The sequence below is a fragment of the Micromonospora sp. CPCC 205558 genome (assembly GCF_036902955.1).
Classification (GTDB): Bacteria; Actinomycetota; Actinomycetes; order Mycobacteriales; family Micromonosporaceae; genus Micromonospora.
On sequence record NZ_JBAKHR010000042.1, the window covers coordinates 1 to 25323 of the forward strand.

The 25323-nt window shown below is 69.3% G+C and carries 25 protein-coding genes; 13 read left to right on the forward strand and 12 right to left on the reverse strand.

Features of this window, described 5'->3' with window-relative positions; translation table 11 throughout:
- Positions 1 to 66: 66 nt before the first annotated feature.
- Positions 67 to 1113, reverse strand: coding sequence for an aldo/keto reductase (locus tag V6U86_RS30625; RefSeq protein ID WP_334509453.1), 1047 nt, complete (start codon positions 1111 to 1113; stop codon positions 67 to 69).
- Between the two features lie 72 nt (positions 1114 to 1185).
- Here V6U86_RS30625 and V6U86_RS30630 point away from each other — a divergent pair, with 72 nt between their 5' ends.
- The gene (locus V6U86_RS30630; protein WP_334509455.1) at positions 1186 to 1722 is read left to right on the forward strand and encodes a TetR/AcrR family transcriptional regulator; all 537 of its coding nucleotides are present in this window, start codon (positions 1186 to 1188) and stop codon (positions 1720 to 1722) included.
- A 154-nt stretch (positions 1723 to 1876) separates the two neighbouring features.
- Complete coding sequence (locus V6U86_RS30635) at positions 1877 to 2242, forward strand: VOC family protein (RefSeq protein ID WP_334509457.1); 366 nt, start codon at positions 1877 to 1879, stop codon at positions 2240 to 2242.
- 22 nt (positions 2243 to 2264) lie between these two features.
- Here the strand turns inward: V6U86_RS30635 and V6U86_RS30640 are convergent, their stop codons facing one another.
- From V6U86_RS30640 to V6U86_RS30655, 4 genes are all read right to left on the reverse strand, one after another.
- Positions 2265 to 4436: a HelD family protein gene (locus tag V6U86_RS30640; protein ID WP_334509459.1), complete on the reverse strand. Its 2172-nt coding sequence runs from the start codon at positions 4434 to 4436 to the stop codon at positions 2265 to 2267.
- A gap of 183 nt (positions 4437 to 4619) precedes the next feature.
- Complete coding sequence (locus tag V6U86_RS30645; protein ID WP_334509461.1) at positions 4620 to 5174, reverse strand: hypothetical protein; 555 nt, start codon at positions 5172 to 5174, stop codon at positions 4620 to 4622.
- Positions 5175 to 5302: 128 nt separating this feature from the next.
- Positions 5303 to 7150 (reverse strand): glycoside hydrolase family 15 protein, encoded by a 1848-nt coding sequence (locus V6U86_RS30650; RefSeq protein ID WP_334509463.1) that lies wholly within the window; start codon positions 7148 to 7150, stop codon positions 5303 to 5305.
- Between the two features lie 224 nt (positions 7151 to 7374).
- Positions 7375 to 8379: a LacI family DNA-binding transcriptional regulator gene (locus V6U86_RS30655; protein ID WP_334509465.1), complete on the reverse strand. Its 1005-nt coding sequence runs from the start codon at positions 8377 to 8379 to the stop codon at positions 7375 to 7377.
- A 140-nt stretch (positions 8380 to 8519) separates the two neighbouring features.
- Between V6U86_RS30655 and V6U86_RS30660 the strand changes: the two genes are divergently transcribed.
- The 4 genes from V6U86_RS30660 to V6U86_RS30675 are packed head-to-tail and all read left to right on the forward strand — an operon-like array spanning position 8520 to position 14048.
- On the forward strand, positions 8520 to 9827 hold the full coding sequence (locus tag V6U86_RS30660; protein WP_334509467.1) for an extracellular solute-binding protein: 1308 nt from the start codon (positions 8520 to 8522) through the stop codon (positions 9825 to 9827).
- On the forward strand, positions 9824 to 10822 hold the full coding sequence (locus V6U86_RS30665; RefSeq protein ID WP_334509469.1) for a carbohydrate ABC transporter permease: 999 nt from the start codon (positions 9824 to 9826) through the stop codon (positions 10820 to 10822). Before V6U86_RS30660 ends, V6U86_RS30665 begins: the two co-directional genes overlap by 4 nt.
- Complete coding sequence (locus V6U86_RS30670) at positions 10819 to 11685, forward strand: carbohydrate ABC transporter permease (RefSeq protein ID WP_334509471.1); 867 nt, start codon at positions 10819 to 10821, stop codon at positions 11683 to 11685. Before V6U86_RS30665 ends, V6U86_RS30670 begins: the two co-directional genes overlap by 4 nt.
- Before the next feature lie 38 nt (positions 11686 to 11723).
- The gene (locus V6U86_RS30675) at positions 11724 to 14048 is read left to right on the forward strand and encodes a glycoside hydrolase family 3 N-terminal domain-containing protein (protein ID WP_334509473.1); all 2325 of its coding nucleotides are present in this window, start codon (positions 11724 to 11726) and stop codon (positions 14046 to 14048) included.
- A 75-nt stretch (positions 14049 to 14123) separates the two neighbouring features.
- Here the strand turns inward: V6U86_RS30675 and V6U86_RS30680 are convergent, their stop codons facing one another.
- Genes V6U86_RS30680 through V6U86_RS30690 form a run of 3 tightly spaced genes read right to left on the reverse strand, consistent with a single transcriptional unit; the run spans position 14124 to position 16221 of the window.
- Complete coding sequence (locus V6U86_RS30680) at positions 14124 to 14765, reverse strand: hypothetical protein (RefSeq protein WP_334509475.1); 642 nt, start codon at positions 14763 to 14765, stop codon at positions 14124 to 14126.
- A complete protein-coding gene (locus V6U86_RS30685; protein WP_334509477.1) occupies positions 14762 to 15514 on the reverse strand; it encodes a hypothetical protein in 753 nt (250 codons plus the stop codon). Before V6U86_RS30685 ends, V6U86_RS30680 begins: the two co-directional genes overlap by 4 nt.
- Entirely contained in the window at positions 15508 to 16221 is a 714-nt protein-coding gene (locus V6U86_RS30690) for an ABC transporter ATP-binding protein (RefSeq protein ID WP_334509479.1), read from the reverse strand. Before V6U86_RS30690 ends, V6U86_RS30685 begins: the two co-directional genes overlap by 7 nt.
- Before the next feature lie 112 nt (positions 16222 to 16333).
- Here V6U86_RS30690 and V6U86_RS30695 point away from each other — a divergent pair, with 112 nt between their 5' ends.
- Together V6U86_RS30695 and V6U86_RS30700 are read left to right on the forward strand one after the other, a co-directional pair.
- Complete coding sequence (locus V6U86_RS30695) at positions 16334 to 17182, forward strand: sensor histidine kinase (protein ID WP_334509482.1); 849 nt, start codon at positions 16334 to 16336, stop codon at positions 17180 to 17182.
- Entirely contained in the window at positions 17179 to 17844 is a 666-nt protein-coding gene (locus V6U86_RS30700) for a response regulator transcription factor (RefSeq protein WP_334509484.1), read from the forward strand. The genes V6U86_RS30695 and V6U86_RS30700 overlap by 4 nt, the downstream gene beginning before the upstream one ends.
- 53 nt (positions 17845 to 17897) lie before the next feature.
- Here the strand turns inward: V6U86_RS30700 and V6U86_RS30705 are convergent, their stop codons facing one another.
- Positions 17898 to 18944 (reverse strand): SMP-30/gluconolactonase/LRE family protein, encoded by a 1047-nt coding sequence (locus V6U86_RS30705; RefSeq protein WP_334509486.1) that lies wholly within the window; start codon positions 18942 to 18944, stop codon positions 17898 to 17900.
- Positions 18945 to 19225: 281 nt separating this feature from the next.
- On the opposite strand from V6U86_RS30705, the gene V6U86_RS30710 reads away from it, so the two are divergent.
- The 4 genes from V6U86_RS30710 (at position 19226) to V6U86_RS30725 (ending at position 22449) form a co-directional block, all read left to right on the forward strand.
- Positions 19226 to 20404 carry a MalY/PatB family protein gene (locus V6U86_RS30710; protein ID WP_334509488.1) on the forward strand — a complete coding sequence of 393 codons (1179 nt, stop codon included), beginning with the start codon at positions 19226 to 19228 and terminating at the stop codon, positions 20402 to 20404.
- Between the two features lie 151 nt (positions 20405 to 20555).
- On the forward strand, positions 20556 to 21071 hold the full coding sequence (locus tag V6U86_RS30715) for a SigE family RNA polymerase sigma factor (protein ID WP_334509490.1): 516 nt from the start codon (positions 20556 to 20558) through the stop codon (positions 21069 to 21071).
- Positions 21068 to 22237: a hypothetical protein gene (locus tag V6U86_RS30720; protein WP_334509492.1), complete on the forward strand. Its 1170-nt coding sequence runs from the start codon at positions 21068 to 21070 to the stop codon at positions 22235 to 22237. Before V6U86_RS30715 ends, V6U86_RS30720 begins: the two co-directional genes overlap by 4 nt.
- Positions 22238 to 22311: 74 nt before the next feature.
- Positions 22312 to 22449, forward strand: a complete 138-nt coding sequence (locus tag V6U86_RS30725; protein WP_334509494.1) for a hypothetical protein — start codon at positions 22312 to 22314, stop codon at positions 22447 to 22449.
- A gap of 15 nt (positions 22450 to 22464) precedes the next feature.
- Here the strand turns inward: V6U86_RS30725 and V6U86_RS30730 are convergent, their stop codons facing one another.
- The 3 genes from V6U86_RS30730 to V6U86_RS30740 all read right to left on the reverse strand — a co-directional run bounded on the left by V6U86_RS30730 (position 22465) and on the right by V6U86_RS30740 (position 24328).
- On the reverse strand, positions 22465 to 22860 hold the full coding sequence (locus V6U86_RS30730; RefSeq protein ID WP_334509496.1) for a hypothetical protein: 396 nt from the start codon (positions 22858 to 22860) through the stop codon (positions 22465 to 22467).
- 142 nt (positions 22861 to 23002) lie between these two features.
- Complete coding sequence (locus tag V6U86_RS30735) at positions 23003 to 23878, reverse strand: alpha/beta fold hydrolase (RefSeq protein ID WP_334509498.1); 876 nt, start codon at positions 23876 to 23878, stop codon at positions 23003 to 23005.
- A 105-nt stretch (positions 23879 to 23983) separates the two neighbouring features.
- Positions 23984 to 24328, reverse strand: a complete 345-nt coding sequence (locus V6U86_RS30740; protein ID WP_334509500.1) for a DUF1330 domain-containing protein — start codon at positions 24326 to 24328, stop codon at positions 23984 to 23986.
- A 181-nt stretch (positions 24329 to 24509) separates the two neighbouring features.
- Here V6U86_RS30740 and V6U86_RS30745 point away from each other — a divergent pair, with 181 nt between their 5' ends.
- Positions 24510 to 25313: a helix-turn-helix domain-containing protein gene (locus tag V6U86_RS30745; protein ID WP_334509502.1), complete on the forward strand. Its 804-nt coding sequence runs from the start codon at positions 24510 to 24512 to the stop codon at positions 25311 to 25313.
- Positions 25314 to 25323 lie beyond the last annotated feature (10 nt).

A 25323-nucleotide genomic window follows, 5' to 3' on the forward strand; every position in this document is an offset into this window, starting at 1 on the left:
AGTATCCACATCATCAGCCCTGACCCTTGACGACCACACCAATCGCCTAACTGAACGGCGTTGCGTCTAGATCACGGGAACGGGGGGAGGATCGAGCAGGGTGCGGTCCCCGTCGGAGCCGTGGTTCAGTGCTGCGGCGACGTCCTCGTGCGGGGTTCCTGGCCGAATGGCGCTGACCTCGTCGAGGTGTCGGTAGTGCTGGTCGCTGAGTTCGACTTGAAGAGACTTCAGGTATTCCTCCAGGTGGGTCTGGGTGCGTGGGCCGACGATCGGAATCATGGCCGTGGGGGCGAGTGCGGCCCGGCGACGCAGCCAGGCCAGGGAGACCTGGACAGCGCTGACGCCGAGTTCGTCGGCGATCATCAGTACGGCGTCGACGATGGCGGTGCGCTGCGCGGTGCTCTCGACCGTGTCGCCACGGGCGGTCAGCCGACCTTGTTCGCCTCGCCGATACTTGCCAGTGAGCAACCCGCCGGCCAGCGGAGAGTAGAGGACCACGCCCAGACCGTGGGCATGCGCCATCGGCAGTAGTTCCCGCTCGGCGGATCGTTCGGCCAGGCTGTACTCCGTCTGTATGCCGACCAGGGGGGCCAGGCCGCGCAGGTCGGCGTGGACTGCGGCGCCGGCGACCCGCCAGGCCGGGAAGTTGGACAGGGCGCCGTGCAGGATCTTGCCCGAGCGGATCAGGTCGTCGAACCCGGCCAGAATCTCCTCGATCGGCGTGGTGCCGTCGGGAAAGTGCGGCATGAAGACGTCGACGTAGTCGGTGTTCAGGCGACGCAGACTCGCTTCGAGGGATCGGATCATGACCTTGCGGCTGTTGCCGGTCGTGCCGGGGCGGGGCTGCGCTTGCCGGGTCCCGCTGTATTTGGTGATGATCACAAAGTCGTCCCGTTGCTGGCCGAGCAGGCCGCCGAGCACGGTTTCGGCCTGCCCGTCCTGGTACAGGTTGGAGGTGTCGAAGGTGGTGCCGCCAGCGGCGACGAAGGCATCGAAGATCTGTCGGGAGGCAACGGGGCCGGCGCCGGTGTCCGAGGTGCTGAAGTTGGCCGTCCCGAGCACGTATTGCGACACACGCAACCCGGTCAGCCGGCCGAAGGTCTGGTAGCGCATCTGGTGGCTCCTGAAGGTGGTGGGGCGAGGTAGGCTGGCCACGATAGCAAAAAAAGCGAGGGGTCACTCTTTATGCCCAGAGTCAGTCAAGCTCATCTCGACGCTCGCCGCCAGCAGATCGTCGATGCCGCCCAGGCCCGGTTCGCCAGTCACGGCTTCGCCCACACCTCGATGGCCGACATCGTCACCGAGTCCGGGCTCTCCAACGGAGCCATCTACCGGTACTTCGCGAGCAAGGACGAGATCGTCATCGCGGTCTGCGAGCAGGGGACGGACGCTCTGCCGAGGGCGCTCACCGCCGAGGCTGTGGGGGGTTTCCTCGAACATGTGCGTGCTCGGGCCCGTGACACCCATCATGCCCGACTGATCGCCCAGATCTACGCCGAAGCAGCGATATCACCGCCGCTGGCGGCCGTTGTGCAACGACAGCTCTCCGCCATGCGGGCCGCGATCGCCGAGCTGGTGCCCGACTCCCGGCGCTCGCAGGCCGGGCAGATCGCGGAAGCGTTCGTGGCCCTCAGCGCCAGTTACAGCCTGCAGTTGGCGATCCGCGGCGACCTGGACCCCGCGCCCTTCACCACGGCGCTGATGGCGATCATCGACGGCTAGGCCAGCGTGACGCCACCGCTTCCGCCACGTCGGTCCATGACGCTCGGTCGACGTCGGATGCTGCCGGCAGCATCGTGGGCGCGTGCAGCAAAAAAGAGTGGACCGTCATTTTGAGTGCTAACGTAGATCACCGATCCCGACGACTGGAGGACCCGTGCCGGTAGCTCACCTCGCCGCACTCAATCTGGAATGTTCTGACCCGGCCGAGCTGGCCCGCTTCTGGGCCGCCATGCTCGATGGTGAGGTCGCGGTGCAGACACCGGACTTCTGTGCGGTCAAGGCTGGTCCGCTGTTCCTCGGCGCCGTTCGCGTCGACGACTACCGACCACCGACCTGGCCCTCGGGCGAACGATCCCAACAGATGCATCTCGACCTGGCCGTCGACAACCCTGAGCGCCTCGACGACGCCGAGGCGCGTGCGATCGAGCTCGGCGCCGTCAAAGAAGATCAACAATCCGCGCCGGAACGCTTTCGCGTCCTGCGAGACCCGGCCGGCCATCCCTTCTGCCTACGCCGCTGAAGCCGTACGACTCGGCAGCGGCTCAAACGAGGAGCAGCTGTCCGAGTTCCTGGGTGCATCGGGTCAGCGCGACGTAGAGGCCGTTCCAGCCGCGCGGTTCAGCGGCGATGCCCTGAGGATCGACGAGTAGCGTCGCGTCCCACTCCAATCCCTTGGACTGGGTTGCGGTGAGCACTGGCACATCACTCAACACGGCCAGGAGTTCCGCGACGCGGTCCGCGGGGGCGATGACGCCGACTGTGCCGCCGTGCCACCGTTGCTGCAACCGCCGCACTGCTTCGACGGCGGCACCGGCCAGCTCAGCTGGTGCGATCGTGAGCTCCCAGGGCGCGATGCCGGAGGAGCGCACTGCCCGTGGCGGGGCGCTGTGGCTGCCAGCCTTCTTCAAGACCGGTCCGGTGAGGTCCATGACCTCGCGCGGGGTCCGGTAGCAGATGGTGAGTTCCGCGGCGGTCCAGCGGTCTCCGAAAACGGCCTGCACCGCTTGTGCCCAACTGGCGTGCCGGTGCGCCGCCTCGGCCTGGTCGATGTCACCAACGGCGGTGATGGAGCGGCTGGGGCAACGCCGCAGAATCATTTGCCACTGCATTTCGGACAGCTCCTGCGCCTCGTCGACGACGACGTGGCCGTACACCCAGCCGCGCTGTCGGCGGGCACGGTCGGCGACGAACTCGCCCTGTGGTTGCGGGGCGTCGACCTCGCCGAGCAACTCGGCGAGGGCGTCGAGCAGAGGGATGTCGCTTGATGCCCATGTGGCGGGCTCGGCCGAGACGGCGGTGATCTCCTCGGGGGACAACTGTGGGGCGAACTGGGCCAGCAGGGCGGGGTCGGTCAGGAAATCACCCAGCAGGGTTTCGGCATCGAGGGTGGGCCACCACGCCTCGATGAACCGGGCGATCGTGGCGTTCTCGGCGATGCGACCACGCAGGTGCTCGATCTCCTCATCGGAGAGCAATCCGTCGATCTCGCTGCCGGTGGACGTCCGGCTGGAGCGGTGCTCATGCGCCATGCTCTGATCGACGCGGGCGAGAATGTCCTCGAAGCCCTCCTCCATCTCGTCCATCAGCGCCTCGCGCTGCTCGGCGACGACATCGGCAAGGAGATGGTGCAACTGCTCGGCGAACGCCGCGCGAGCCCGGTGATACGGGCGTCCCTGTGTCGCCGAGACGAGTGCCTGCGCCACCGTTGCGGCTGGGATGACGTAGAACTCGCCATCCCAGCGCAGCTTCAGCTCGCGCGGCCGGGGGAGTAGCGACGCGACATAGCTTTCGAGCGTCTGCTGCCAGAGCGCCCGGCCCTTGATTTCGGCGAGAAGTCGGCTCTCGTCGCGGCCCACCTGGACGCCGGTCAGCAGGGTGTCGCAGGTCGCCGCGACGACGGCGGTCTCACCGAGCGCGGGCAGCACCTGGGCGATGTACCGGAGGAACCGCGGCGAGGGGCCCACGACCAGGACCGCCTGCTCGGCCATCTTTCGGTAGGTGAACAGCAGATACGCGACGCGGTGCAGAGCAACCACGGTCTTGCCCGTGCCGGGACCGCCCTGAACGATCAGCGGGCCGGTCGCCTCAGCGCGGATGATGTCGTCCTGTTCGCGTTGCAGCGTGGAGATCGCCGTCGACATACGACCCGTGCGCCGCTGGTCGAGGGCGGCCAGGAGAGCGCCCTCGCCGACGAGTTCCGCCGTCATGCTCCCGTCCAGTGGCTCGTCATCCACGCCGACGACTGTCGATCCCCTGGTGCGTATGTGCCGACGCCGTGCCTGACCCTGCGGGTCGGCAGCTGTCGCGGTGTAGAACGGCCGAGCTGCGGGAGCGCGCCAGTCCACCAGCAGTGGCTCACTGCCTTCGCCCTCGTCGCGGAGACCGACCCGGCCTACGTGCCGAACGGTGCCATCAAGGCTGTCGAGGCGGCCGAAGACCAGCCCTTCCCCTGCTCGTTGAAGCTCGTCGTACTGCTGGCGGAGCATGCGCTGCCGGGCCTGTTCCATTGCGTCCAGGGGTGCTGCCGAAAGTTCGACCTGCAGGTGCTCGGCAAGCCTGTCCCGCCGGGCCGTGGCCAAGTCCAGAAACGCCTGCTCCTCGGCGACCGCCGATCGGCGCGCGACGCCTTCCGCGGCAGCGGTCGGCCGTTGGCCGCCCGGTGTTACGTCCTTGACGCCAGCGGTGCTGTTGGTCAGGGCAGACTCGCGGCGCATCAGCAGATCCTTGTATCGGGGTAACCCTCGGCTCGGATGAGCCGGCGTGCATTCGGCGGCAAGCATAGAGTCGGTTTTCCTCACCGACCAGGAGATCCGCCGGCTGAGCTCGGCATCTGATGTTGGCCGAGGTCGTGGGCGCGGGGGCGATCACCGCGGCGTTGAGGATCGCCCCCGCGCAGGTCAGCTCAACGTGACGGTCGCGTCGTCGACGTCGAAGGCGGTGGCGCCGTTGCCGGCCGTCTCGCTGCTGACGAAGCTGACCGTCGCGGTGCGTTCGGTAGTCGCGGTCCCGCTCGACATGGTGTATTGCCGCCACTGCGCCCCGCCGTCGAACGCCAGCGAGAACCTTGTCTTCGGGGGTATGCCGGTGACCGCCAGTCCGACGTTCAGGTAGTCACCGCGGCTGGTCTCCGTGGTGGTGGTGCGCACCCAGAAACGGACCGTCAGGTCGCAGTTGGCCGGCACGGTGACGGTGGTGCGCAGCAGGTCGCCACGTGTCACGTCCAGCCCGGCGAAGGTGGCGTACGCGCGCCCGGTGTGTGCGGGCCGGGTCGCGTCGCCGAAGACGACGATGCGGGGCCCGGCGGTCCAGCCGGTGGCGCCGTGCTCGAATCCCGGGTTCGGGTGGATCTGCCCGACGCAGGGTGGGTCGGCCACTTGCTGGCCGGGGGATGCGCCGCCCGTGGTCAGGAGCAGCAGGACCGCGGCCAGGGTGGTGGTTACGGAGGTCTTCATCAGGTCTCCCCGCGTCTATATATTCGAGATGGTCGATGTTTATCGACCATGCGCGATGGACGTGGATGCGTCAAGCCCGTCCCGCGTTGGCTCTGCACCGGGCGGCGGCTGCCCGGAGCGTGCCGGCGCTACCGGCGGCGGCGGGCGTCAGCCTCGCTGTCGAGCAGGTCGTTGAGTGTCAGCGCGGAGTTGATCAGGGAGAGGTGGCTGAACGCCTGTGGGTAGTTGCCGATCTGCTCCCCGGTCGCGGCGATCTCCTCGGCATAGAGGCCGAGGTGGTTGCTGAAGGTGAACATCTTCTCGAAGGTGAGTCGGGCGTCGTCGACGCGGCCGGAACGGGCTAGCGCCTCGACATACCAGAAGGTGCACATGTTGAAGGTGCCCTCGTGGCCAGGGAGGCCGTCGGGGGAGTGGACCGGGTCGTACCGGTGGACCAGGCTGTCGGAGACCAGTTCGCGCTCGATCGCCTGCAAGGTGGACTGCCACAGTGGGTCGCTCGGGGTGATGAAACCGACTGCCGGCATGGCGAGCAGTGCCGCGTCCAGCACGGCTTCGTCGTACGCCTGCACGAAGGTGCCGCGGTCCCGGTTGTATCCGCGGGTCATGACCTGGTCGTAGATGCGGTTGCGCTGCTCGGTCCAGCAGGCCATGTCGCCTGGACGGCCGGTGCGGGTGGCCAGCCGGATGGCCCGGTCCAGCGCGACCCAGGACATCACCCGGCCGAAGGTGTAGTTGCGGGGGTGGTGGCGGCTCTCCCAGATGCCGGCGTCGGGCTGGTTCCAGTTGTGGCAGAGCCAGTCGACGAGCCGGACGGTGCTCTTCCAGACCTGGTGCGAGACGCGGATGCCCTGCTCGTCGGCGAGGTGCATGGCGTAGAGCGCCTCGCCGTGGATGTCGAGCTGGAGCTGGTCGGCGGCGCCGTTGCCGATCCGTACCGGCCGCGAGCCGCGGTAGCCCTCCAGATGCTCCAGCACCTCCTCGTGCAGGTCGGAGGAGCCGTCCACCCGGTACATGATCTTCAGGGGATCCTGATGGTCGCCGGCCTCGCGGATCCGCTCGTCCAGCCAGTTCATGTACCGGCTGACCTCCTCGGTGAAGCCGAGGCCGAGCAACGCGTGCACCGAGAACGACGTGTCGCGTACCCAGGTGTAGCGGTAGTCCCAGTTACGGGTGCCGCCGACCAGCTCGGGCAGCGCGGCGGTGGGCGCGGCGATCATCGCGCCGGTCGGCGCGTACGTCATGAGCTTCAGCGTGATGGCGGAGCGCTCGACCATCTCCCGCCAGCGGCCGGTGTAGCGGGAGCGTTCGAGCCAGCGCCGCCAGTAGTCCTGGGTCCAGTCGAACATGCCCTGGATCTCGTCCGGCGGGAAGATCCGTGGTTCGGTACCGCCGGTCTCCAGGACCACCCCGCCGGTGTCACCCTCGTTGAGCGTGCCGTACGCGACCAGGTCGCCGCCCTCAAGGTGGACGTCACCCTGCTCGGAGATCAACCGCCGCACGGGGTCGACCGGGTTGAACGTCAGCGTCGCCGACCGGCTGCGAAAGACGTAGCCGCTCTGGTGGCGCTCCAGCTGATGCTCGTCGCGGGCGTAGTTGAACCGCGGCCGGCACTCCACTCGGAAGCGCATGCTGCCTCTGACCATGGTGACGATGCGGACCAGGCGGTGTGCGTCGGTGACCCGCTCGCCGGTGACCGGCATGAAGTCCATCACCTCCGCCACACCATCGGCGCTGATGAACCGGGTGATCAGGATGGGCGTGCCGGGGAGGTAGAGCTGCTTGGTCACGTACCGCACGTCGTGCGGCGCGATCTGGAAGTAGCCGCCCTTCTCCTTGTCGAGCAGGGCGGCGAAGATACTCGGCGAGTCGAATCGCGGCGCGCAGAACCAGTCGACCGTCCCGTCACACGTCACCAGCGCGGCGGTCTGCAGATCGCCGATGAGTCCGTGATCTTCGATCGCCGGATAGCTGTCCACGTCTCTCCCCGGTTCGGCTGCGGCCTGCGCATCGAACCTAGGGGGAGAATTGTCGACTTAGGTGAGATTCACGTTCTGCCACCCGGTCGCGTGCCCCCGGGTGCCTCGACCGCCATCCTGGGGATCGCTCGCTGCGTAACCGCTCGCAGCGGAGGTGGGGGACCGGCTCCAGCCCCGGTGGGGAGGCAGTGCCCGCCGCGCGCAGCCTGCGCCCGGCCGCGGGGTCAGCGGAACGGGCGGCAGGAGGAGCGGATGACCAGTTCGGTGGGGAGCCGGATGTGGGTGTCGCGTTCGACGCCGGCGATGAGGTCGACGAGCAGGCGCAACGCCTCGGCGCCCATCCGTTGCAGGGGCTGCATGATGGTCGTCAGCGGCGGGTTGACCAGCGCGGACTCCGGTACGTTGTCGAAGCCGATCACCGACAGGTCGTCGGGCACGCACAGGCCCATGTCGCGGGCCACGGTCATCGTCGATATCGCCGAGAGGTCGTTACCCGCGAAGATCGCGCTCGGCCGGTCGGTGAGGGAGAGAAGCTCCGCGGCGGTGCCGGCGGCGCTCTCGATCCGGAAACCGCCGACGCGGACGAGTCGCTCGTCCACCGGCACGCCGGCTTCGGCCATCGCACTGCGAAAGCCAGCCTCGCGCAGCTGCGCCGACTTCAGGTCGGCGCGTCCGCTGATGTGCCCGATCCGGGTGTGGCCGAGGGAGAGCAGGTAGTTGGTCGCCAGCACGGCGCCGGCGAAGTTGTCCGAATCGACGGTCGGCAGGTCGGACGGCCCGGTGTGCGGGTCGACGGCCACGACGTGGAAGCTGTTCTCGGTCTCGACCACGGTCGGCGTGACGATCACGGCGCCGTCGATGAGGGTGCCGGAGAGGCGGGCGAGCGAGCGCCGCTCCCACCCCACAGCGGCGCCCTCGCCGTCTCCGCTGGAGTAGGCCAGTAGCTGGTATCCGCTGCCCGCGACCTCCTGGGACGCCCCCTTGAGCAGCTCTGTCGAGAACGGCTCGAACTCGGCTACCAGGATGCCGAGCACGTTGGTGCGGTGGCTGCGCAGGCTCTGCGCCCCCAGGCTCGCCTCGTAGCCGAGCTCGTGGATGACCTTCTGGACGCGCTCCGCCGTTGCCCGGGCCACGCCGTACCGACCATTGACAACCTTCGATACGGTCGCGACCGAGACGCCGGCAGTGCGTGCGACATCGGACATCTTGACGCGCTGCTGAAACACCACGTCGATGATGATAGGGCCGCCGCCCGGGGGTGCGTCGCACCGACTCGAAAACGTTATCGATACCGATTGACACCAAGTTACATCACTGTAAAACTTCGCCGCAGGCCGAGTACCGCGACTGAGTAGTCGAGGAGACATCGATGGCAACGAAGCGACGTAAAAGTGCCGCCCTGGCACTGTTGATGACAGGTGTTCTCGTTGTTGCCGGGTGCAACGGCGGCAACGAAGAAGCAGCCCCTCAGGGCGAGCTCTACAAGGACCCGGTGACCCTGACCTGGTGGCACAACGCCTCGCAGGACGGGCCCGGCAAGACCTACTGGGAGAAGGTCGCCAAGGACTTCTCCGCACTCCACCCCACGGTCAAGATCGAGATCGAGGCGATCGAGACCAATCAGCTCCAGCGCACCAGGATCCCCGCCGCGCTGCTGAGCAATGACCCGCCGGACATCTTCATGACCTGGGGCGGCGGTGAGATGACCGAGCAGGTGGAAGCCGACTACCTCAAGGACGTCACCGACCAGGCCAAGACCGAGGTCGCCAGCATCGGCAGCCCTGCGGACATCTGGCAGGTGAACGGCAAGCAGTACGGCCTGCCGTTCCGGATGGGCATCGAGGGCATCTGGTACAACAAGGACATGTTCGCCCAGGCGGGCATCGCCGCTCCGCCGACCACCTTCGAGGAGCTCAACGCCGCGGTCACCAAGCTCAAGGCGATCAACGTCATCCCGATCGCCGTCGGTGCCGGTGACAAGTGGCCGGCCGCGCACTGGTGGTACAACATGGCGCTGCGCGCCTGCTCTGTCGACACCCTCAAGAAGGCGGCCGCGGAGAAGACCTTCGACGATCCGTGCTTCCTGAAGGCCGGCCAGGACCTGAAGGCGTTCATCGACACCAAGCCGTTCCAGCCCAACTTCATCGCCACGCCGGGCCAGAACGACCCGACCAGCGCCAACGGCATGCTCGCCAACGGCAAGGCCGCGATGGAGCTCATGGGTGACTGGAACCGGGGCACGCTGGACACCGTCGCCACGGACAAGGCGAAGCTCGCGACGTTCCTGGGCTGGTTCCCGGTGCCGGCGATCACCGGTGCCCCGGGTGACCCGAAGGCGGCCCTCGGTGGTGGCGACGGGTTCTCCTGTTCCAAGAACGCCCCGGCCGAGTGTGTCGAGTTCCTCAAGTACATCGTCAGCCCCGAGGTGCAGAAGGGATATGCCGAGACCGGTACGGGCCTGCCCGTCGTCAAGGGCGCCGAGGCCGGCGTGAAGGACCCCGCGCTGAAGTCCATCTCGGACGCCACCGCCGCGGCGAGCTACGTCCAGCTCTGGCTGGACACGGCGTACGGCAGCACGGTCGGCACCGCGATGAACGACGCGGTCGTCGCCATCTTCGCCGGCAACGGGACGCCTGAGAAGGTCGTCTCAGGGATGAAGGCGGCCGCAAGCAAGTGACCTCCGCCAACCAGATCCGTATGCCCGCCGGCGGCGCTTCCGCGTCGCCGGCGGGCCCCGACGGGGCCGGGCGCGCGTCCGCCCGCCGCGCCGACAACCGCCGCAAGTGGTACGAGATCATCGGGCTCACCGCGCCAGCCGTCGCCATCTACGTGATGTTCGTGCTGGTGCCGATGGGCTTCGCGGTCTACTACAGCCTGTTCCGCTGGCGCGGCGTCGGGCCCCCAACCGAGTTCGTCGGCCTGAAGAACTACACCCTCGCCTTCCAGGATCCGATCTTCCTCGACGCGTTGCGCAACAACGCCATCATCGTGTTCGGGTCGCTGCTGATCCAGGGCCCGATAGCCCTCGGCGTCGCCCTGCTGCTCAATCGTCGCTTCCGTGGACGCGCCGTGTTCCGGCTGCTGGTGTTCGTGCCGTACGTGCTCGCCGAGGTCACCGTCGGCATCATGTGGAAACTGCTCCTGACCGGCGACGGCACGGTCGACGCGCTGCTGCGGTCCCTGGGAATGGGCGGCCTGGTGCAGGCCTGGCTGGCGGACCTGGACGTGGTCATCTGGACCCTGCTGGCCGTCCTCACCTGGAAGTACGTCGGCTTCGCCATCATCCTGCTGCTCGCCGGCCTGTCCAATGTGCCCGACGAGCTGACCGAGGCGGCGAGCATCGACGGCGCGAGCTGGTGGCAGATCCAACGGCACGTCACCATCCCGCTGCTCGGCCCGACCATCCGGATCTGGATGTTCCTGTCCATGATCGGCTCACTGCAGATCTTCGACATGATCTGGGTGACCTCGGTGCCCGCGGTGCGCTCCCTCGGCGCGTCGGCAACCATGGCGACCTACATGGTGGACAACGGGTTCTTCGCCCGGCTCTGGGGCTACGGCAACGCTGTGGCGGTAATCCTGTTCGTCATCTCCTTCGTGGCGGCGCTGCTGTTCCAGCGGTTCCTGCTCCGCCGCGACATCGAGGGCGCCATCACCGGAAGGGCGAAGTGACGATGGCCGTGAACACCGCTCTCCCTCCGTCCTCCGGGCGCCGTCAGGTTTCCTGGGGCACGCCGCTCACCTACGCGATCGCGCTCGCGATCGCGGCCGTGTCGATCGCCCCGGTCGTCTACGTGGTCGTCGGTGGTTTTCGCACCACCCCGCAGATCGTCGCGAACCCGGCCGGCCTGCCCGACCCGTTCGTCTGGGACAACTACGCCAGGGTGCTGACCCAGAGCAACTTCTGGCAGCAGGCGTTCAACAGTGCGGTCATCGCCCTCGGCACCACGCTCGCCGTCGTCGTGCTCGGGTTGGCCGCCGCGTTCGTGCTCGCCCGCTACAGATTCCGCGGGCGAGAGGGTCTCTACACCTTCTTCACACTCGGCCTGCTGTTTCCGGCCGGGGCGGCGATTCTGCCGCTCTACCTCATGCTGCGTGACCTGAATCTGATCAACTCCTACTACGCGGTGATCCTCCCGCAGGTCGCCTTCTCACTGCCACTGACGATCGTGATCCTGCGTCCCTTCCTCTCGGCGATCCCGAGAGAGTTGGAGGACGCCGCGGCCATCGACGGCGCGAGTCGGCTCGGTTTCCTCTGGCGCGTCGCGATGCCGCTGTCGCGGCCCGCACTCGTCACCGTTGGCGTCCTGGCGTTCGTGGCGAGCTGGAATTCGTTCCTGCTGCCGCTGCTCGTCCTCAGCGACGTCAACCTGCACACACTGCCGCTGGGCGTGCAGAACTTCTCCAGCCAATACACCACCGACACGGCAGGCGTACTCGCCTTCACCTCGCTGGCGATGCTGCCAGCGCTGCTCTTCTTCACGCTCGCGGAGAAGCAGATCGTCGGCGGCCTGCAAGGTGCGGTCAAGGGCTGAGCGGCAGCGGCACGAGCACAACCAAGGAAAGGCACAGCATGACTGAGGTCCACGAGCTGGTGGGCGGATCGGCGCCGGCTCAGGCAGGTCCGAACCACAGCCGACAGGGCGGGCACGACGGCGGGGAACGGATACACGACCTCCTCGGCCGGATGACGATCGAGGAGAAGATCGCACAGCTCGTCGGCTTCTGGCAGAAGGCGGACGGCGAGGCGGTCGCACCGCTGCAGGGGGAGTTCGGCGACGTCTACAAGCTCGAGGAGTTCTCCCGGCACGGGCTCGGTCACCTCACCCGCGCCTACGGCACCCGCCCCGTGGACCCGGCGGAACGCGCATCCTGGCTGTGGAAGTTCCAGCGAGACCTGGTCGCCGGGACCCGACTCGGCATCCCGGCGATCGTCCACGAGGAGTGCCTCACCGGGCTGTCCGCGTGGAAGGCAGCCACCTTCCCCACCCCGCTGGCCTGGGGTGCCGCGTTCGACCCCGAACTGGTCACCGAGATGGCCGCGGCGGTGGGCGCCTCGATGCGGTCCCTGGGCATCCACCAGGGGCTTTCCCCGGTGCTCGACGTGATCCGGGACCCCCGCTGGGGTCGGGTGGACGAGTGCATCGCCGAAGACCCCTACCTGGTCGGCACCATCGGCACCTCGTACGTGCGCGGGCTGCAGTCGCAGGGGGTGCACGCCACCCTCAAGCACTTCGCCGGCTACTCCGCATCGCGCGCCGGGCGCAACTTCGGCCCGGTGCACATGGGCCGCCGGGAACTGGCCGACGTGCTGCTCCTCCCGTTCGAGATGGCGATCCTCGACGGCGACGCACGCAGCGTCATGCACTCGTACTCCGAGATCGACGGAGTGCCCGTCGTCGCCGACCCGACGATGCTGACCGGCATCCTGCGGGACCAGTGGGGCTTCGACGGCACGGTGGTGGCCGACTACTACGGCGTCGCATTCCTCAACCTGCTGCACCAGGTGGCGAGCGATCACGCGGACGCGGCCAGGCAGACGTTGACGGCCGGTCTCGACGTCGAGTTGCCGACCGGCGACGCCTATCTGACCCTGTCGGAGTCGGTGCGGGCGGGCAAGCTCGACGAGGCGTTCATCGACCGCGCGGTACTGCGGGTGTTGCGGCAGAAGCAGGAGCTGGGCCTGCTCGACGCGACCTTCGACGACGGGCCGCCCCAGGCGATCGACCTCGACTCGCCGGAGCACCGGTCGATCGCCCGCCGGCTCGCCGAGAAATCGATCGTGCTGGTCGCCAACCAGGGCGCGCTGCCGCTGCCGGCGGGTCGGCGGGTGGCCCTCATCGGCCCGAACGCCGACCGGCAGGGCGCGCTCTTCGGGTGCTACTCGTTCCTCAACCACGTCCTCGTCCATCATCCTGATGTGGAGACCGGCATCGAGGTGCCGACCGTGCTCGACGCCCTGCGGGTCGAGTTCGGCGACGATCTCGTCACCTCGGCGCGCGGCTGTGACGTGGACACCGACGACCGATCCGGCTTCGATGAGGCTGTCGCCACGGCGTCCGCCGCGGATGTCGCCGTCCTGGTCGTCGGCGACAACGCCGGCCTCTTCGGACGCGGCACGGTCGGCGAAGGGTGCGACCGGGACGACCTGGAGCTGCCCGGCGTCCAGCGCGAACTGGTCGAGGCGGTGCTGGCAACCGGCACGCCGGTTGTCCTCGTGCTGCTCACCGGGCGGCCGTACACGGTCGGCTGGGCGCTCTCGCGCTGCGCGGCGGTGGTGCAAACGTTCTTCCCGGGCGAGGAGGGCGCCGGGGCGATCGCGGGAGTGCTCTCCGGACGGGTCAACCCGTCGGGCCGGCTGCCGATCACCCTGCCCGGTTCGGCGGGCGCACAGCCGTACTCCTACCTGCACCCCACCCTTGGCACGGGCAACGAGGTGACCAACCTGGCGGCGACGCCAGTGGCGCCGTTCGGCCACGGCCTGTCCTACACCACCTTCGCGTACACCGATCTCACCGTGTCCAGCACGGTGCCCACCGACGGGGCGATCGGGGCGAGCGTGCGGGTGACGAACACCGGCGAGGTCGCCGGCGACGACGTGGTCCAGCTCTACGGGCGCGACCTGGTGGCCTCGGTGACCAGGCCGCTGGCGCAACTGCTCGGCTATCGGCGGGTCCACCTCGGACCGGGCGAGTCCGTCACTGTCGAACTGACGGTGCCCACCACCCGCCTGGCCTTCTCCGACCGTACGTACACCCGCGTCGTGGAGCCCGGCGAGGTCGAGCTCTGGGTCGGCACCAGCGCGCAGCGGGACGCCCAGGCGGTGACCACGCTCGTCGGTGACACCGTCCCGGTCACCAACGCCTCCCCACGCTGGACCAGCACCGACATCCGCTGAGAGCCGGTCCGCCGACATTCCTCATGGACTTGTCGGCGGACCGGCCCCACCCGCGTGCGGACCTCGACCCAGGCCCTAGGCGTCGCGTCGGTGGAAGGTCAAGGCGGCGAGCGCCAGGGCACAGAGGGTCCAGCCGACCGTCGCGGCGGCGCCACGGGACGGGTCGAGGGCCGCGGTGTCCGGCAGGTAGGCAGCGCTGGTCGCGAACCAGGCGCGCAGCAGCGGTCCCGCGATGAAGTACAGCCCGAGCAACAGGATCACGGCGAGTACTGAGCGGCGGACAACAGTGGCGAATGCCGCCCCGAGCAGTGTGGTGAGCGTCAGGTACGCCGTTGCGGCCGGCGTCCACGTGGCCTCGCCGGCGGGCAACGCACTGGTGGCCGCCGTCGTGGCGGCTACCGGAAGCGTCACCACGGCCAGCGTGAGGGCCTTCACCGCCTGTAGCGGCAGCCGCCGGGGCGACGCGAGCAGTGTGGTGCGGATCTGGCCGCCCTCCTCGTACTCGGATGAGGCCGCCAGCACACCGAGCACCAGGAAGCCGGCCTGGGTGTAGACGATCGGCGCCAGGGCCGCGTTGTCGCCGAGTGGCTCGCCGCGAGACTCGGCCACTCGGTACGCACAGGTCAGCGCCAGGTGGGCGGTCCAGGTCAGCAGTACGGTCAGGCGCAGCGACGGCAGGGTCAGCAGTTTGCGTAGTTCCGCGCGGGCGGTGTTCACACGTCCCGCCGGTGGAACAGGACCCCGCCGACCGCCAGTAACGCCGCGACCCAGGCGGTCATCACCAGTCCGGCGGTCAGCGGGGAGATCTCGACGGGGAAGTCCGCGGTGCGGAGAAACATCCGTGCTCCGACGATGTCCGGCAGGTAGGCGGCAAGGTCGGTGACCTTCGTCAGCAGGTACGACACCGAGACGACCGCACTGTTGATGATCAGGAATGTCAGCGGCACTATCCCGTTGCGAGTGATCAGCGTGATCGCGTAGGCCAGTAGTGCGGTCAGCGTCCAGTAGAGGATTGCGCCGGCGACTCGGGCCGCGGCGGGCATTGATGTGTGGTCCCCGTGCAGCACCTCGGCGAGGCTGAGTGCGGCGGTCGCGGTGACCGCGGCCTGTGCCGCGACGACAAGCACCAGTGCGGTGGTCTTCGCGGTGAGCAGACGCCGTCGGTCGGGGACGGCGGTGAGGGTCGTGGTGAGCTGGCGGGCGCCGGGGCTGTCCGGTCCGGTGGACGTGTATTCGCTGCTCACCATGATCACACCGAGGATCATCGGACCGATAAGACCGAGACCCAGCTCGCGTAGGCCCAGGTCGGATGTGTCGGTGACGGTGCCGGCGGCGATCGCGCGGCGGGTGTACGGCGCGTTCAGCAGGACGATCAGGGGTGCCGCCAGGGTGCCCAGCACCAGGCCGACCCAGGCCGTGGGCAGGCCGAACAGCTTGCGCAGCTCGGCGCGAACGAGCCTCACCATGATCCACCTGAATCAGCGGCGGTCAGCGCCAGGAAGGCGTCTTCGAGCGTGCGATGACCGCCGGTGACTTCGGCGAGCCTGCCCTGGATGACGACCCGTCCCTTGTCGATCACGATGACGTCGTCGGCGATCTCGGCCAGTTCCCCCATCAGGTGACTGGAGAGCAGGACGGTGCGGCCCTGCGCCGCGCTGTCCTTGAGGAACTCGCGGATCCAACGGATCCCGGCCGGGTCGAGGCCGTTGACGGGTTCGTCCAGAACCAGCACCTCAGGGTCGCCGAGCAGGGCGGTGGCGAGCCCGAGCCGGCGGCTCATCCCGAGCGAGAATCGGCCGGCACGCTTGCGCGCGGCGCCCGTCAGGCCCACGATCTCAAGAACCTCGTCGACGCGGGAATCGGGCAGCCCGTTGCTGGCGGCCACCCACCGCAGGTGGGCGCGGGCCTTGCGGGCCCGGTGCGCACCGCTGCCGTCGAGCAGCGCGCCGACCGTTGTCAGCGGGCGGTCCAGTTTCCGGTACGGGCGCCCGCAGATCAGTGCGGTCCCGCTCTGTGGGCGGTCCAGGCCGAGCAGGATACGGAGCGTGGACGTCTTGCCGGCCCCGTTCGGCCCGAGGAATCCGGTGACCCGGCCGGGCCGGGCCTCGAAGCTGACGTCGTACAGGATCTGCGTCCTGCTCTTGGTTTTGCTGACGCGGTCGATCGTGATCATGCGTCGAGTCAACTGGCCTGTCGGCCCTCGTACATCCGACCACTCTCGGATTTCGACAGCCGGGTCGGCCCACGGACCGTCAGACCCTGGTCTGAGATCTACAGTCGGGGTGGTGAACGCCCATCCGCGCCCCTCCGGGCAGTCCAGGGCAGTGCCGGTCGTTGTCGTGGTGACCATCGTGCTGGTGATGGTCATGTGTACGGTCGGCGCGCAGGGCCCGCTCGCGGTCGTCCTGCCGCCGCTGATAGCCGGTGGCGCCGTCGCGGCCGCGGCGTGGGCGGTGCGGCGGTTACGCACCGACCGAACCGCCTACGAGTCCCGGTTGACCGCCTGGGCGGCGTCCGAGGCGGTGCTCGCCGAACGGCTGCGGATCGCCCGCGACCTGCACGACATCGTCTCGCACGGATTGGGTCTGATCACGGTCCGCGCGGCGGCCACCCGGCACCTACCCAAACCTGCCGAGGTGGAGGCGGCACTCACCGACATCGAGGACGCGAGCCGGCATGCGACGGCCGAGTTGCGCCGCATGCTCACAGTCCTCCGTGAGCCGTCGGCCGAGAGCCGCCGTGCTCCGGTGGACAACCTCGACGACTTACCCGGCATCGTCCACGGGGCGTCGCTCGCGGGGCTTCGGACACGGCTGACGGTCGAGCCGCTCGGCTCGGTGTCGCAGGGTGTACAGGTCGCCGTCTGCAGGACCGTGCGGGAGGCGCTCAGCAACGCGGCACGGTACGCAGGCCCGACAGACGTTCGGGTGCGGGTGTCTCGGGACGGATCGTACGTGGTGGCCACGGTTGCGGACGCCGGCCCGCAGGGTGACGGATGGCTGGCGACACCCGGCGCCGGGCACGGGTTGGCCGGGTTGCGGGAGCGGATCGGTAGTCTCGGCGGCACTCTGTCCGCGGAGCACGTCGACCAGGGCTTCCGCGTCATCGCACGAATTCGGGACGGGGCAGCGTGAGCGGCATCCGGGTGCTGCTGGTGGACGACCAGGCGCTGCTCCGACACAGCCTTGCCATGATTATCAACAACGAGCCGGACCTGACCGTCGTCGGTGAGGCCGGCGATGGAGCACGCGCCGTGGCGCACGCCCGGACCACCCGCCCCGACGTCATCCTGATGGACGTACGGATGCCGCACCTCGACGGCCTCAAGGCCACCCGCCGCATCTGTGCCGACCCCGCCCTGTCCGCCGCCCGCGTCCTGGTTCTGAGCATGTTCGAACTCGACGAGTACGTGTACGAGGCGCTGCACGCCGGCGCGTCCGGCTTCCTCCTGAAGGACTCCCGTCCGGAGGAGCTGATCGAGGCGATCCGCCGGACCCACCGAGGTGAATCGCTGTTCGCGCCGTCGATCCTTACCCGGCTCGTGGCGCACTACGTCGCGGCGCCGTACCCGGACCGACCCATGCCGGCGCTGCGGGGGCTGACCGGCCGCGAGGTCGAGGTGCTGACGCTGATCGGCGGCGGCTTGTCGAACGACGAGATCGCCACCGCCCTGGTGATCTCCGTGAAGACGGTGAAGACGCACATCACGCACCTGTTGGCGAAGCTGGCCGTACGGGACCGGGCACAGTTGGTGATCGCGGCTTTCAACGCGGGGCTGGTGCGGCCGCGACACTGAGACCGAGAAGCGCGGTCTGCGCCGGGCCGGGCCGACCTGACCGACAGCGTTGCTCAGTACGGATATCCGGGGATGTTGAGTCGCACGCTGTACAGCCCGGAGTCGCCCCACCGCCCCGACGTGACGAAGAGGGTCTGCCGGTCGGGGCCGCCGAACGCCACGTTGGTCGTGCCGGAGCTGCCGGACCGGATCGTGCCGAGCTGGGTGCCCGTGGGGGAGTAGACGTGGACCAGGGAGTCCCCGCCCGACGTCCAGTACACGTTGCCGGCGCAGTCGATCGTGCCGCCGTCCGGGCCGCCGATGTAGTTCACGAAGACGCTGCGGGCGCCGACGCTGCCGTCGGGCTGGACCGCGTACTTGTAGATCTTGTTTTCGGAGTAGGCGCCCACGTACAGCGTGGTCCCGTCCGGTGAGAGCGAGATGCCGTTGGGTTGGCGCAACCGGTCGTCCACCAGCGACACCTGCCCGTTGGAGACGCGGAAGACGCTGGTTCGCCCGCTCATCTGGTCGGGACGGTTGCCGCGCTGGAAGTTGGGGTCGGTGAAGTAGACGACGCCGTCGGAGCGGACCGCGACGTCGTTCGGCGAGTTGAACGCCCGGCCCTGGTAGTTCGCCGCGACGGTGCTGCGGGCCCGGTCGCTGAGCCGGTACGCGGACACGCTGCGCTGGTCGTGGGTGGCCGCGACGAGCTGCTGGCCGTCGGCGCTGAGCGCCAGGCCGTTGCTGCCGGCGTCGGCGATGAACGTGTCGAAGGTCGCCGGCGGGGTGAACCGACGGACCGTCGATGGCTGGACGTTGTACGGCCCGGTGCCCGCAGCCATGTCGGACATCAGCAGGTAGCCGCCGTCGGCGATCCAGACCGGCCCTTCGAGGAAGGAGAACCCGCCCTGGATTCGCGGGGCCCACACGGTGTCGGTCGGCAGTGGTGGGCCGTAACTGGCCCCCGTCGGGCAGACCCCGGGCGGTGCACCGGGCGGACCGGCGAGCGCGGCGTGCGCGTTGACCTGCACAGCGTCGGCGGCGGCACCGGCGGGCAAGGTGGTGGCGCTGACCGCGAGGCACAGGCCGGCCAGGGCGGCAATTGTGGGACGCCAGGTCATCGACTACTCCAATCGGCGTCGAGGGTTGCGATGGCCGGCGTGCAAGATCGGGGGCTGGCACGGCGTGAGGGCGGGCCGTCGACGTGAACATTCGGCAGCCTAGGTCATGAACCAGCGAGCCGCAGCAATCTTTCGCCGTTGATTCCGAAACTGATCCGACCGCAAACACAAAGACGCTGGTCAATGCCGAAAGGCGTCGGGAAATCCTTTCGGTACGACCACAGTGGATAGAACAGCGGTGACCCGGGTCCTCGGGCAGACGCGAGGAATAGGCTCAAGTCATGACTGGCCTGCTCAGTGGTGCCCCAACCGCCGTCAACCCCCTCCGCCAGCTCACGATCGACCAACTCCGGCAGCGGACAAGCCTCAAGTGGCGGGAGCACCCCGACGACGTGCTGCCCCTCTGGGTCGCGGAGATGGACGTGCCCCTCGCCGAGCCGATCGCGCGGGCGGTCACCGACGCCGTCGCACGCGGCGACACCGGCTACACCGCCGGCACCGCGTACCCGCAGGCGTTGGCCGAGTTTGCCGCGCGGCGGTGGGGTTGGGACGGGCTGGTCGTGGAGCGCACCGCGCTGGTGCCCGACGTGATGCACGGCGTCGTGGAGGCGCTGCGGCTCGTCACCGAGGCCGGGGACGCCGTGGTCGTCAACTGCCCGGTCTACCCGCCGTTCTACGAGTCCGTGGCGCACGCCGGCCGCCGAATCGTGGAGGCGCCGCTCGGCGAGGACCTGCGGATCGACCTCGGCGCGCTGGAGGACGCGTTCCGGCAGGCCCGCACCGGTGGACGGCCGGCGGCGTACCTGCTCTGCAGCCCGCACAACCCGACCGGCGTCGTGCACAGCGCGGCCGAGTTGACCGCCGTCGCCGACCTGGCCCAGCGGCACGGGGTGCGGGTGATAGCCGACGAGATCCACGCACCGGTCATGGCTGGGGGAGCGCGGTTCGTGCCGTACCTCTCGGTGCCCGGCGCGGAGAACGGCCTGTCGCTGATGTCCGCCTCCAAGGGATGGAACCTGGCCGGCCTGCGCGCCGGGCTCCTCGTCGCCGGCCCGGCCGCCGCCGGGGACCTCGCCCGCGTCCCGTACGGAGTCAGCGTCAGCACCAGCCACCTCGGCGTGATCGCCCACACCGCTGCCCTCCGCGACGGCGGCGAGTGGCTCGATGCCCTGTTGACCGGCCTGGACGACAACCGTCGGCTCCTTGCCGAGTTGCTCGCCGAGCACCTGCCGGCCATCCGTCACCAACCCGGTCAGGGCACCTATCTGGCCTGGCTCGACTGCCGGGCGCTGGGCCTCGGCGACGACCCGGCCACCGTGTTTCTCGACCGTGGTCGGGTGGCGCTCAACTCCGGTTTGACGTTCGGCACCGGCGGCGCCGGGCACGTCCGACTGAACCTGGCCACCGCACCGCAGCTCATCACCGAGGCGGTACGCCGGATGGCCGGCGCCGTCGGCTGAGAGCCGCACGGATGGCGGCCGGTCGCTCTACGGTGTGCCGGCTCGCCGGCCCGGTCGCGTCGGCCGGGTGGTCCGCCTTCCGACGTACTTCGACGGGGACGCAACCTGACGGTCGTCCGGTCCCGTCGAGCTTGCGGAGGAGGGAGCCTCAATGGTGGATGCCGAGGGTGAGTTCGTGGAGTACGTCTCCGCGCGACTGCCGAGCCTGCATCGGACCGCGTTCCTGATGTGCGGTGACGCCCATCTGGCCGACGACGTGGTGCAGCAGACGGTCACGGCGCTCTACGTGAACTGGCGACGGGTCAGCCGGGCCGACAACGTCGACGCGTACGTACATCGGATGCTGGTGCACAAGCTCGTCGATGAGAAGCGGTTGAGCTGGGCGAAGGTCCGGTTGCTGGGGTCGGTGCCGGAGCCGGCGCGCTCACCGGTGACGCCCCACGACGACCTGGCCGAGCGGGACAGCCTGCTCGCGGCGCTCGCCCGCCTCCCGCGCGGCCAGCGCACCGTGCTGGTCCTGCGGTTCCTGTGTGACCTGTCGCTGGCCGACACGGCCGCCGCGATGGGCTGCTCCGAAGGCAACGTGAAAGCGCAGACGGCTCGGGCGTTGGCGGCCGTTCGTCAGGTGCTCGACGTCACCGAGATGTCAGTGAGGAGTCCGAGATGACCACCGTGGACGATCAGCGGATCGCCGAGCTGCTGCGGTCGGTGCCGGTACCGGAGCCACGGGTCGACCTGAGCCGGGCGGTCCGCGACGGCCGGCGGCGCCGCCAGCGTCGACGCGTCGGAGGGATCGCCGCGCTGACGGTGCTGGCCGGGGTCGGTGTCGTGGGTGCCGTCCAGGTCGGCGGGACCGCCAGTCCGCCGGTTCCCACCACGCCGGCTCTCGCGGTGTCACCGGCGGCGACCGGGTCGGCTTCCCCGCGCCCGCCGATCACCTGCCAGGCGTCGTGGTTGTCGCAGCCGATCGGTGGTCCGGTCGCGGTGGCCAACAGAGTCGACCCCACCGGGCGGCACATCGTCGGCGACATCGGCACCGGGCAGGAGGACGGACGGGTCGTGCTGTGGACCGACGGCCGGCCGGTCGTCCTGCCGGCGGCCGCGCGGCACGCGGCCGCGGTCAACGCCAGTGGCCATGTGGTCGGCACCAACGGCGACGGCACCGGCTGGCTGTACCGGGATGGGAAGCTGCGTTTCCTGGCCACCCCGCCCGGCTACGATGCGGTGCTCGTGCACGCCGTCAACGGTCACGGCGACATCGTCGGCACCGCCCGCAGGTCCGACGACTCGCACCAGGCGGTGCGGTGGTCGACCGACAACCCACAGAAGTACCGGCTGGTCGGCCAGCGGGGGTCGTCCGCGACCGGGATAACCGAGGACGGCACGATCGTCGGCACCGTGAACGAGCGGCCCTACCGGTGGACGCCGCAGGGCGTCGGTGCGGCGCTGGCGGTGCCCGACGGCTACCCGCGCGCCTCGGTCGAATCGGCACAGGGCGAATGGGCGATCGGCATGGTTCCCGGCGGCGAGCAGGGCGGCGCCGTGCTGATGCTGCCGGTGCGGTGGAACCTCGCCACCGGGGCGGTGAGCCTGTTGCCCGTCCCGGGGGCGAGCGGCATCGCCGGCAATGGTGATGTGCTGGCCGGCGACGGTGCGCCGCTGATCGTGGCCCCGGACGGCACCTCCCGCCGGTTGCCGGGCCGACCCGAGGTCCGAGCGACCGAGGCGGGCACGTACACGGCCGAGGGGATCAGTGACGACGGTCTGACGGTGGTCGGGGCCGTCTACGAGAACCAGGCGTATCGACCGCTGGTGTGGCGGTGCACGCGCTGAGGGGTTGAGGGGCCCAGCCCAAACTGGCGCTGCTGCTGGACCTCGCGAACATCGTCGGTGGCTTCCTGCTCGCCGTGGCGGTGCTGCGGCTGCTGCCGCGGGTCGGCGACGACCTGGGCCGCCTCGCCGGTCGGGCCGCCCCGATCGCGTGGGTGGTCGGCCTCATCGCGATCGTCGTCGGCGTCCAGGGTCTGTTCACCCCGGACGGCTGACCGCGGGTCACCGGGTCACGTGGTGGACGGACGCGGGGCCCCGGTGCCCGCGGCGCTGCCGATCAGGAGTATCACCGCTGGCAGGAACGCGACACCGATGCCCAGCCCGAGCAGCAGACCCCATCCGGTGAGGACGAGCGCGGCCACCAGATCGGCGACCAGGGTCAGTCGACCGACCCGCTGCGCGAGAACGGGCAGCAGCGCCGCGACAACGGGAACGCCGAGCAGATAGCTGGCCGCGGTGCCCGAGTCGTCCACGGTGAAGGGAGCCAGCGCGGCGGCCACCAGCGCGGTGATCGCCAGGGCCGACCATCTGAGCACCGACCGGGTGTCGGCCGGCTTACGGACCAGGATCACGAGACCGACGAGCAGGACGCCGACGATTGCGCCGACGGTCGCCACACCGATCATCACGTCCTCCTCGACCGCCGCAGGTGGTGTTTCATCGAAGACGGCGTATCGTCGTCTCCGCGTCTCACCATACGGCTGATCGGGTCACCTGCACGAGCGTCGACCGACAGGCGGGTTCAACACGCTGTCGCCTGCACCGGCGTCAGCCGGCGTCCAGCACCTCCCGCAGCCGCGCGGCGAACTCCTCGGGCTTGCCCGCGTAGCCGAACTCGCCGCCGAGGAACCCGCCGTGGTGACTCGGGAACACCACAGCCTCCTGGCCGAGCAGCGCCGCGAGGCCCAGGGCGGTGCGAGCGGTGTACGTGCCGGCGGACTCCTCGCCGACCGCGACCGCGATCCGGGTGGGCGCGGCGGTGAGCAGGCTCGCGTCGGGACGGTAGTCGGTGACCGCCCACGAGCTCTGCGACAGCAGCGGATCGTCGCGGCTGCCGTCGTCGTCGGCGGCCATGCCGAACATCGCCGGGTCGGGGGTGGGCTGGGCGAAGTAGGCGTCGGTGAACTCACCCTGCCAGGACGTCATGGCGATGAACGCGGCCATCCCCGCACCCGAGCCCTTCGCCTGGTACGCCTCGTAGAAGCCGGCTCGGGCGCGCTCGGCGGCCGTGGCATCGGGGAGCACGGCGTTGATCGGCGGTTCGTGCGCCACCAGGGTGGCGACGTCGTCGGGGTGGGTGGCGACCAGTTCGAGTGCGGTCACCGCGCCGCCGCTGCTGGCGAACAGGTCGACCGGACCGACGTCGAGCGCCTGTACGAGCGCGTGCAGGTCGGCGGCCTGCTGCTGCGGCGTGTGGTCGGACCGAGCGTCCTTGCGGACGCTGCGGCCCAGGCCACGCGGGTCGTAGGTGAGGACCGTGCGGTCCGCGAAGTGCGGGGCGAGCGCGGTGAAGCCCTCCGCCGTCATCGGCTGGCCGATCATGAGCAGCGCACGATGGGCGCCAGTGGGAGGTAGCGGGCCGCGGACGTCGTAGACCAGGTCGACGCCGGGAATGACCAGGGTGTGCGTCTGGATGTCCTGCATCCGATGAGACTACGGTCGGCTGACCTGTGTCGGGTGCCTTGCGGCCGGCGAGCCACCCGGTTCTTCGGGGCGGCGCTCGTGCCCTTGGCGGGCGAGGGTCAGGTGCTACCGATCGGTGGCGTGGCGGATGGCCGCGGCCAGCTGCGACGAGTCGTGGCCGGGCTCGACTCCGTCGACGAGAATGACCTCGCCGGTGAGGTGCCTCGTCCGCAAGGGCTTGATCTCCTGATAGTCGCCCGACTGGTACCAGGAGCGGGCCTGGTACAGGTCGGGAAACTCAATGACGATCACATCGCCGGGCCAGTCGCCCTCCAGGACGTCGATGGCACCGCCGTGGATGATGAACCGGCCCGCGAAGGGCGCGAGGGTGGATTCGATTCGCTCCAAATACGTCAGCACCTCGGCGTGGACGGGTGCCTTGCGGAGGTGTGCGAGCGCGTACGCGGTCATGGTTGCCTGTCCTTTGCGTCTGGTTTTCTGGTCTGGGATCGCGGTGGCGGCGGGCGGCGCGGGCCGTCGTGTCGCGGCACCGGATCGGTCATGCCGGAAGAGATGTTGCCGCTGTCGCGGTGGGCTGTCGATTACCTCGCAGGTAATGGCCCGGGTGCCGGCGCGGAACTAGGGTCGGTGAGTGAAGATCTCCACCCGGCCGGGGCGACCAGTGGGGGAGCTGCTGCGCGACTGGCGCCGAACTCGTGGGATGAGTCAGCTCGACCTGTCGATCGAGGCGGGAGTGTCGGCCCGGCACCTGAGCTTCGTCGAGACCGGGCGATCCCGGCCGAGCCCTGATCTCATCCTACGGCTGGCCGAACACCTGGAGATGCCGCTGGCCGAGCGCAACACGATGCTGCTGGCCGGCGGCTACGCGCCCGCCTATCCCCGCCACGAGCTGACGGACCCCGAGCTGGCGCCGGTACGTGCCGCCGTACGGCAGATCCTCAACGGTCACAGCCCGTACCCCGCGCTGCTCGTGGACCAGCACTGGCACCTCGTCGACGCCAACCCCGCCGTCGCGCTGTTCACCATGGACGCGCAACCACACCTGCTCACCCCACCGATCAACGTGCTGCGCCTCAGCCTGCACCCCGACGGTCTGGCGCCGCGCATCGTCAACCTGCCCGAGTGGCGTGCCCATCTGCTGAAACGACTGCACCAGCAGGCGGCGACGACAAACGACCCGATCCTCTACGACCTGCACGAGGAGCTTTGCGGCTATCCCGGTGGCGACGTCGACACGACACCGCTGGGCGATGCCCTCTCCCGTGTTCTCGTCCCGCTGCGATACCGGCACGGTGACCAGGAGCTGTCCTTCGTCAGCACCACGACCCTCTTCGGTACGCCGCGGGATGTCACAGTCGCCGGGTTGGCCGTCGAGGCGTTCTTTCCCGCTGACCCGGCGACCACGCAAGCCCTCCGAGCCCGTGCCGTGTCGTGACTCGGCTGCT